7 protein-coding genes and 1 pseudogene are annotated in these 6,725 nt (G+C 70.6%); 6 read left to right on the top strand and 2 right to left on the bottom strand.

Features of this window, described 5'->3' with window-relative positions; translation table 11 throughout:
* A pseudogene (locus GTW67_RS24540) lies at window positions 1-303 on the top strand (tetratricopeptide repeat protein); the annotation flags it as partial.
* A 23-nt stretch (window positions 304-326) separates the two neighbouring features.
* Here GTW67_RS24540 and hppD read toward each other — a convergent pair.
* Entirely contained in the window at window positions 327-1,472 is a 1,146-nt protein-coding gene (hppD, locus tag GTW67_RS24545) for a 4-hydroxyphenylpyruvate dioxygenase (RefSeq protein WP_161166975.1), read from the bottom strand.
* Between the two features lie 124 nt (window positions 1,473-1,596).
* Here hppD and GTW67_RS24550 point away from each other — a divergent pair, with 124 nt between their 5' ends.
* From GTW67_RS24550 to GTW67_RS24570, 5 genes are read left to right on the top strand one after another with little or no spacing between them, the layout of a single operon-like run.
* Entirely contained in the window at window positions 1,597-2,082 is a 486-nt protein-coding gene (locus GTW67_RS24550; protein ID WP_161166976.1) for an Lrp/AsnC family transcriptional regulator, read from the top strand.
* A gap of 28 nt (window positions 2,083-2,110) precedes the next feature.
* Window positions 2,111-2,758: an ABC transporter permease subunit gene (locus tag GTW67_RS24555; protein WP_161166977.1), complete on the top strand. Its 648-nt coding sequence runs from the start codon at window positions 2,111-2,113 to the stop codon at window positions 2,756-2,758.
* Window positions 2,751-4,034 carry a betaine/proline/choline family ABC transporter ATP-binding protein gene (locus tag GTW67_RS24560; protein ID WP_161166978.1) on the top strand — a complete coding sequence of 428 codons (1,284 nt, stop codon included), beginning with the start codon at window positions 2,751-2,753 and terminating at the stop codon, window positions 4,032-4,034. Before GTW67_RS24555 ends, GTW67_RS24560 begins: the two co-directional genes overlap by 8 nt.
* Window positions 4,031-4,888, top strand: a complete 858-nt coding sequence (locus GTW67_RS24565; RefSeq protein WP_161166979.1) for an ABC transporter permease subunit — start codon at window positions 4,031-4,033, stop codon at window positions 4,886-4,888. The genes GTW67_RS24560 and GTW67_RS24565 overlap by 4 nt, the downstream gene beginning before the upstream one ends.
* Window positions 4,885-5,850 carry a glycine betaine ABC transporter substrate-binding protein gene (locus GTW67_RS24570; RefSeq protein WP_161166980.1) on the top strand — a complete coding sequence of 322 codons (966 nt, stop codon included), beginning with the start codon at window positions 4,885-4,887 and terminating at the stop codon, window positions 5,848-5,850. The genes GTW67_RS24565 and GTW67_RS24570 overlap by 4 nt, the downstream gene beginning before the upstream one ends.
* 9 nt (window positions 5,851-5,859) lie before the next feature.
* Here the strand turns inward: GTW67_RS24570 and GTW67_RS24575 are convergent, their stop codons facing one another.
* A complete protein-coding gene (locus GTW67_RS24575; protein WP_161166981.1) occupies window positions 5,860-6,651 on the bottom strand; it encodes a S16 family serine protease in 792 nt (263 codons plus the stop codon).
* Between the last annotated feature and the right edge of the window lie 74 nt (window positions 6,652-6,725).

Below are 6,725 nucleotides of genomic sequence, written 5' to 3' on the forward strand. Positions count from 1 at the left end.
TGGCAGCCGGGGATCGCGGTGGCCGACGCGCTGGGCTGGGCGCTGTACCGGACCGGCGACCACGAGGAGGCGCTGCGGTTCGCGGCGATCGCGACGGACGTCGAGCACGGCGGGGTGCGCAGCGCCCCGCACCTGTTCCACCGGGGGATGATCGAGCGGGCGCTGGAGCGGCACGGGCCCGCGCGACGCCATCTGCGGGAGGCGCTGATGATCAACCCGTACTTCTCACCGCTGGGGGCGCCCGAGGCGCGGCGGGCGCTGGCGGAGCTGGGCGAGCCCTCGGTGGAGGGCCCGCCCGACTGAGATCCGCCTTTGCAGAGCTGGTGTCAGAGGTTGCCGCGCTTCTCCTGCTCGCGCTCGATCGCCTCGAACAGGGCCTTGAAGTTGCCCTTGCCGAAGCCCATCGAGCCGTGGCGTTCGATCATCTCGAAGAAGACGGTCGGCTTGTCCTGGACCGGCTTGGTGAAGATCTGGAGCAGGTAGCCGTCCTCGTCGCGGTCGACGAGGATCTTCAGCTCGCGCAGGGTCTCGACGGGCACGCGGGTCTCGCCGGCCCACTCGCCGAGCGTGTCGTAGTACGAGTCGGGGGTGTCCAGGAACTCGACGCCGGCCGCGCGCATCGTGCGTACGGTCTGCACGATGTCGTTGGTGTTCAGCGCGATGTGCTGGCAGCCGGGGCCGTTGTAGAACTCCAGGTACTCGTCGATCTGGGACTTCTTCTTGGCGATCGCCGGCTCGTTGAGCGGGAACTTCACCTTCAGGGTGCCGTCGGCGACGACCTTGGACATCAGCGCGGAGTACTCGGTGGCGATGTCGTCGCCCACGAACTCCTTCATGTTCGTGAAGCCCATGACGTTGTTGTAGAACGCCACCCACTCGTTCATCTTGCCGAGTTCGACGTTGCCGACGCAGTGGTCGACGGCCTGGAAGGTGCGCTGCGCGGGCGGCTCGACGATCGGCGCGGCGGCGGCGTAGCCGGGCAGGTAGGGGCCGTCGTAGCCGGTGCGCTCGACCAGGGTGTGGCGGGTCTCGCCGTAGGTGGCGATGGCGGCGAGGACGACGGTGCCGTGCTCGTCCTTGACCTCGTGGGGCTCCGCGATCGAGCGGGCGCCGTGCTCGACGGCGTAGGCGTGGGCGGCGCGCGCGTCCGGGACCTCGATGGCGAGGTCGACGACGCCGTCGCCGTGCTCGGCCACGTGCTGGGCGAGGAAGCGGCCCCACTCGGTGGACGGCTTGATCACCGAGGTGAAGACGAAGCGGGCGGAGCCGTTCTCCAGGACGTAGCTCGCGGTCTCGCGGCTGCCGTTCTCCGGTCCGGAGTAGGCGACCAGCTTCATGCCGAAGGCGGTGGAGTAGTAGTGCGCGGCCTGCTTGGCGTTGCCCACGGCGAAGACGACCGCGTCCATTCCCTTGACCGGGAAGGGGTCGGCCTGCCGGGCGGTGTCGGGAGAGTGGTGTGTGGTCTGCGTCATAGCCGCAGGGTCTCCCGCGTCCGCAAGGTGCGCAATAGTTTGCGTTTCCACTGGGCAACCTGTCCAGTGGAACGCCGGTCGGGGCGGGCGATCTGTGCAGGATGACCAGCCGGGAGGGCACGGGATGGGGATCGACCGTCTGGACGGGCGGATCATCGGGCTGCTGGCGCGGGAGCCGCGGATCGGGGTGCTGGAGATGTCCCGGCGGCTGGGGGTGGCGCGCGGCACGGCGCAGGCGCGGCTGGACCGGCTTCAGTCGAACGGAGTCATCCGCGGGTTCGGCCCCGAAGTGGACCCGGCGGCGCTCGGCTACCCGGTGACGGCGTTCGCGACGCTGGAGATCCGGCAGGGCCAAGGGCCCGATGTCCGGGCGCACTTGGCGGGTGTGCCGGAGGTGCTGGAGCTGCACACCACGACCGGCACCGGGGACATGCTGTGCCGGCTGGTGGCCCGCTCCAACGCCGATCTCCAGCGGGTGATCGACCGGGTTGTCGGTTTTGATGGCATCGTCCGGGCCGCCACGGCGATCGTGATGGAGAACCCCGTTCCGCTGCGGATCATCCCGCTGGTGGAGCAGGCGGCCGAGGACCGCGACCGACGACGTGAGTGAGACCGCCCTGACCCGGAGGTGAGCGGACGTGAACTTCTGGGAGTTCCTCGGCAGCCGCCACCAGCAGCTGCTCACCGACGCCTACCAGCACGCCAGTGCCGTCTTCCAGTGCATGGTGGTGGCGACGCTGCTCGGGGTGCTGATCGGCGTCGTCACCTATCGCAGCGAGTGGGCGGGCAACCTGGCGACGCTCACCACGGCGACCATCCTGACCATCCCGTCCCTGGCCATGATCGGCCTGCTCATCCCGGTCGTCGGGCTGGGCGTCCCGCCGACGGTGACCGCGCTGACCCTGTACGGGCTGCTGCCCATCGTGCGCAACGCGATCGTCGGGCTGCGCGGCGTGGACCCGGCCCTGGTGGACGCGGCCAAGGGCATCGGGATGTCGCGGGCGGCGCGGCTGCTGAAGGTGGAGCTGCCGCTGGCCTGGCCGCCGATCCTGACGGGCATCCGGGTCTCGACGCAGATGCTGATGGGCATCGCGGCGATCGCCGCCTACGCGTCCGGGCCCGGCCTCGGCAACGAGATCTTCCGCGGGATCGCGTCGCTGGGCAGCAAGAACGCGCTCAACCAGGTGCTCTCGGGCACGCTCGGCATCATCGTCCTGGCCCTGCTGTTCGACGCCGCCTACGTCCTGCTGGGCCGGCTGACCATCTCCCGGGGGATCCGTGTCTGAGACGTCCGAGACCCTCTCCGCCGACGCGCCGGGCACCGCGGGCACCACCGGTGCCACGGGCGCGACCATCGAGCTGGAGAACCTGACCAAGCGCTACCCCGGCAGCCCGCTGCCCGCCGTCGACAACGTCTCCATGGAGATCAAGGCGGGCGAGACGGTCATCTTCGTCGGCCCCTCGGGCTGCGGGAAGTCCACCACCCTGAAGATGATCAACCGGCTGATCGAGCCGAGCGGCGGGCGGATCCGCATCGACGGCGAGGACGTCACCGACATCGACCCGGTGAAGCTGCGCCGCAAGGTCGGCTACGCGATCCAGTCGTCCGGTCTCTTCCCGCACATGACCGTCGCCCAGAACATCGCGCTGGTGCCCCGCATGATCGGCTGGTCGAAGGCGCGGATCCGGTCCCGGGTGGAGGAGATGCTCGACCTGGTCGGGCTGGACCCCGGGGAGTTCCACGACCGCTATCCCCGCCAGCTGTCCGGCGGCCAGCAGCAGCGGGTCGGCGTGGCGCGGGCGCTGGCGGCGGATCCGCCGGTGCTGCTGATGGACGAGCCGTTCGGCGCGGTCGACCCGATCACCCGGGACCACCTCCAGGACGAGCTGATCCGGCTCCAGCACGAGCTGCACAAGACGATCGTCTTCGTCACCCACGACTTCGACGAGGCGATCAAGCTGGGCGACCGGATCGCCGTGCTGCGCGAGCAGTCCCACATCGCCCAGTTCGACACCCCGGAGGCGATCCTCACCAACCCGGCCGACGACTTCGTCTCCGGTTTCGTGGGTGCCGGGGCGGCGCTGAAGCGGCTGAACCTGACCCGGGTGCGGGACGTGGAGATCACCGACTATCCGACGGTGACCGTGGAGGACCCGCTCCAGCACATCTTCGACCGGCTGCGGGCCGGCGGCACCAACGAGATCCTGCTCCTCGACCGGCGCGGCCGCCCGTACAAGTGGCTGCGGCGCGGCGACCTGATGCGGGCCAAGGGCTCCCTCGCGCGGGCCGGGACGCTGGTCAGCGACACGGTGACCCGGGACGCGACGCTGCGGGACGCGCTGGAGGCGGTGCTGACCGACAACACCGGGCGGGTCGCGGTCACCGGGCGGCGGGGCGAGTACACGGGCGTCGTGGACATGGAGACGCTGATGAACTCGGTGCAGGAGCTGCTGGAGGCCGACCGGCTGGACGCGCTGGAGCACCGGCACGACCTGGAGGAGGCCCGGGCCGAGCGGACGCACACCGAGCAGGAGGGCTTCGGAGGGGCGGCGAAGGCGTGAGGTCACCGACGGGCCGGCAGGACGAGGGCGGAAGCGGGAGCGACGAGGCGCTCACCGCCCCGGACGACGACGACACGGAGCGGGAACCGCGCCCGCCGGGGCCGGCCCGGAGCGCGCCGCGGGTCACCTGGCGGAAGCTGACCGTCCTGCCCGTGGTGCTCGTGCTGGTGCTGCTGGCGACCTGGCTGTGGTTCCGGCAGGCGTCGCTGGACGCGCTCAGCGAGAACGCCCTGGCGGACGGCGCGGTCACCAAGGCCCTGTGGCAGCACATCCAGCTGACCGCGATCTCCACCTTCTTCGTGCTGATCATCGCGATTCCGCTGGGGATCCTGCTGACCCGCAGGATGTTCCGGAAGGCCACCCCGGTGGCGATGGCGTTCGCCAACATGGGCCAGGCGACACCGGCCCTGGGCCTGCTCGCGCTGCTGGTGATCTGGCTCGGCATCGGCCGCCGCTCGGCGCTGATCGGCATCATCGTCTACGCCATCCTGCCGGTGCTCTCCAACACCATCGCGGGCCTGAAGGCCAACGACCCGACGCTGCTCGAAGCGGCCCGCGGGATCGGCATGTCCCCCATGGGCGTGCTCACCCGGGTGGAACTGCCGCTGGCGGTCCCGCTGATCCTGGCCGGGGTGCGCACCGCCCTGGTGCTGAACGTCGGCACGGCGACGCTGGCGACGTTCGGGGGCGGCGGCGGGCTGGGCGTGCTCATCACGACCGGCATCACCAGCCAGCGCATGCCGGTGCTGGTGCTGGGCTCGATCCTCACCGTCGCCCTGGCGCTGCTGGTGGACTGGCTGGCCTCGCTCGCCGAGGTGCTGCTGCGGCCGCGCGGCCTGGAGGTGGGCACATGAGACGGCGTACGTGTCTGCTGGCGGCGGCGGTCCTGGTGGCGGCCTCCGGCTGCGGTCTGACCAGCGGCTCCCCCATGGTCGACGACGTGGAACCCGGCACGATCGGGCGCGGCCGGCCCTTGGAGGGCGCCGACCTCACCGTCGTCTCCAAGGAGTTCACCGAGCAGCTCGTCCTCGGCGCGATCATGGGCATCGCCTTCGAGGCGGCCGGCGCCGACGTCCTCGACCGCACCGGCATCCAGGGCTCCGTCGGCACCCGCGCGGCCGTGGAGAACGGCGACGCGGACGCCACGTACGAGTACACGGGCACCGCCTGGATCACGTACCTCGGCAACAGCAAGCCCATCCCCGACCCGCGGCAGCAGTGGCAGGCGGTGAAGGACGCGGACGCGAAGAAGGGGCTGACGTGGCTGCCGCCGGCGCCGATGAACAACACGTACGCGCTGGCGATGAACCAGGCCAACTACCGCAGGTACCGCACCACGACGCTGTCGCAGGTGGCCGAGCTGTCCAAGAAGGACCCCGCGGCCGTGACGCTGTGTGTGGAGGGCGAGTTCGCCAACCGCGCGGACGGCCTGCCGGGCCTGGAGAAGGCGTACGGGATGAGCATTCCGCAGCGGAACATCACCCAGATGGACACCGGCATCATCTACACCCAGACCGCGAAGGGCGCCTGCACCTACGGCGAGGTGTTCACCACCGACGGGCGGATCAAGTCGATGAACCTGGCGGTGATGGCGGACGACAAGAAGTTCTTCCCGAACTACAACGCGGCGCCCATGGTCAGGACCGACACCCTGAAGAAGTGGCCGGCGATCGCCTCCGTCCTCGACCCCGTCACCAAGGCGCTGGACAACGAGGTCGCGCAGACCCTGAACGCGAAGGTCGACGTCGACGGGGAGGACCCGCACCAGGTGGCGCTGGACTGGATGAAGGAGAAGGGCTTCGTGAAGGAGGGCTGAGCGCGGCTCTCAGCAGGAGGGGACCTGGCCCTTGCCCGAGTTCAGGGCCCGCAGCGCGTCGACCGCGCCCTTCAGGGAGGTCACCGGGATCAGCCGCAGGCCCTTCGGAAGTTCGGCCTGCGCGTCCGAGCACTCCGCCTCCGGCACCAGGAAGACGGTGGCCCCGTCCCGCCGGGCGGCCTGCGTCTTCAGCGGCACTCCGCCGACGGCGCCGACCTTGCCGGAGGCGCTGATCGTGCCGGTGCCGGCGATGGTCCGGCCGCCGGTCAGGTCGCCGCCGCTGCCGTCGCCCCGCAGCTTGTCGACGATGCCGAGGGAGAGCAGCAGACCCGCGCTGGGGCCGCCGACGTCACCGAGGTCCAGCCGGACGTCCACGCCGGACGGGTCGAGGCCCAGGTAGTCCAGCGCGGCCGTCGTCGCCGTGTCCTGGGACTCCCGCATCTGGTCGAGGTTGTACTTCTCGATCTCCTTGACGCCGTCGCCCTGGGGGTAGACGGCGTCCACGGGCATCACCGCGCGGTCGGTGTCGAACCAGTTGCCCAGCACGTCGCCGAGCGAGACCCGGGCGTCGGGCCCGGTCGCCACGATGGTCGTCATCCGCAGTTGACCCTCGGTGTCCCGGACCGGGGCGCCCGAGATCCGGATCACCTCGTCGCCCTGGTACTCCTTGAGCACGTTCGCCGTCGACCCCGGCTGCGCGATCGAGAACGGCAGAGGCGCGAACACGGCGGTGGCGAACAACGCGACAACGGGCAGGGCGCAGACGGCAACAGCCTTGGGGCGCGCGAGACGAGAGAGCACGAAGCAAATCTAACGTGCCGCAGCGGCCCCCGTGGCCCCCATAGCTGCGGGCAGTCGTGCCGCTGGGGCGGCAC

This window comes from Streptomyces sp. SID5910 (genome assembly GCF_009862125.1).
Lineage (GTDB): Bacteria > Actinomycetota > Actinomycetes > Streptomycetales > Streptomycetaceae > Streptomyces.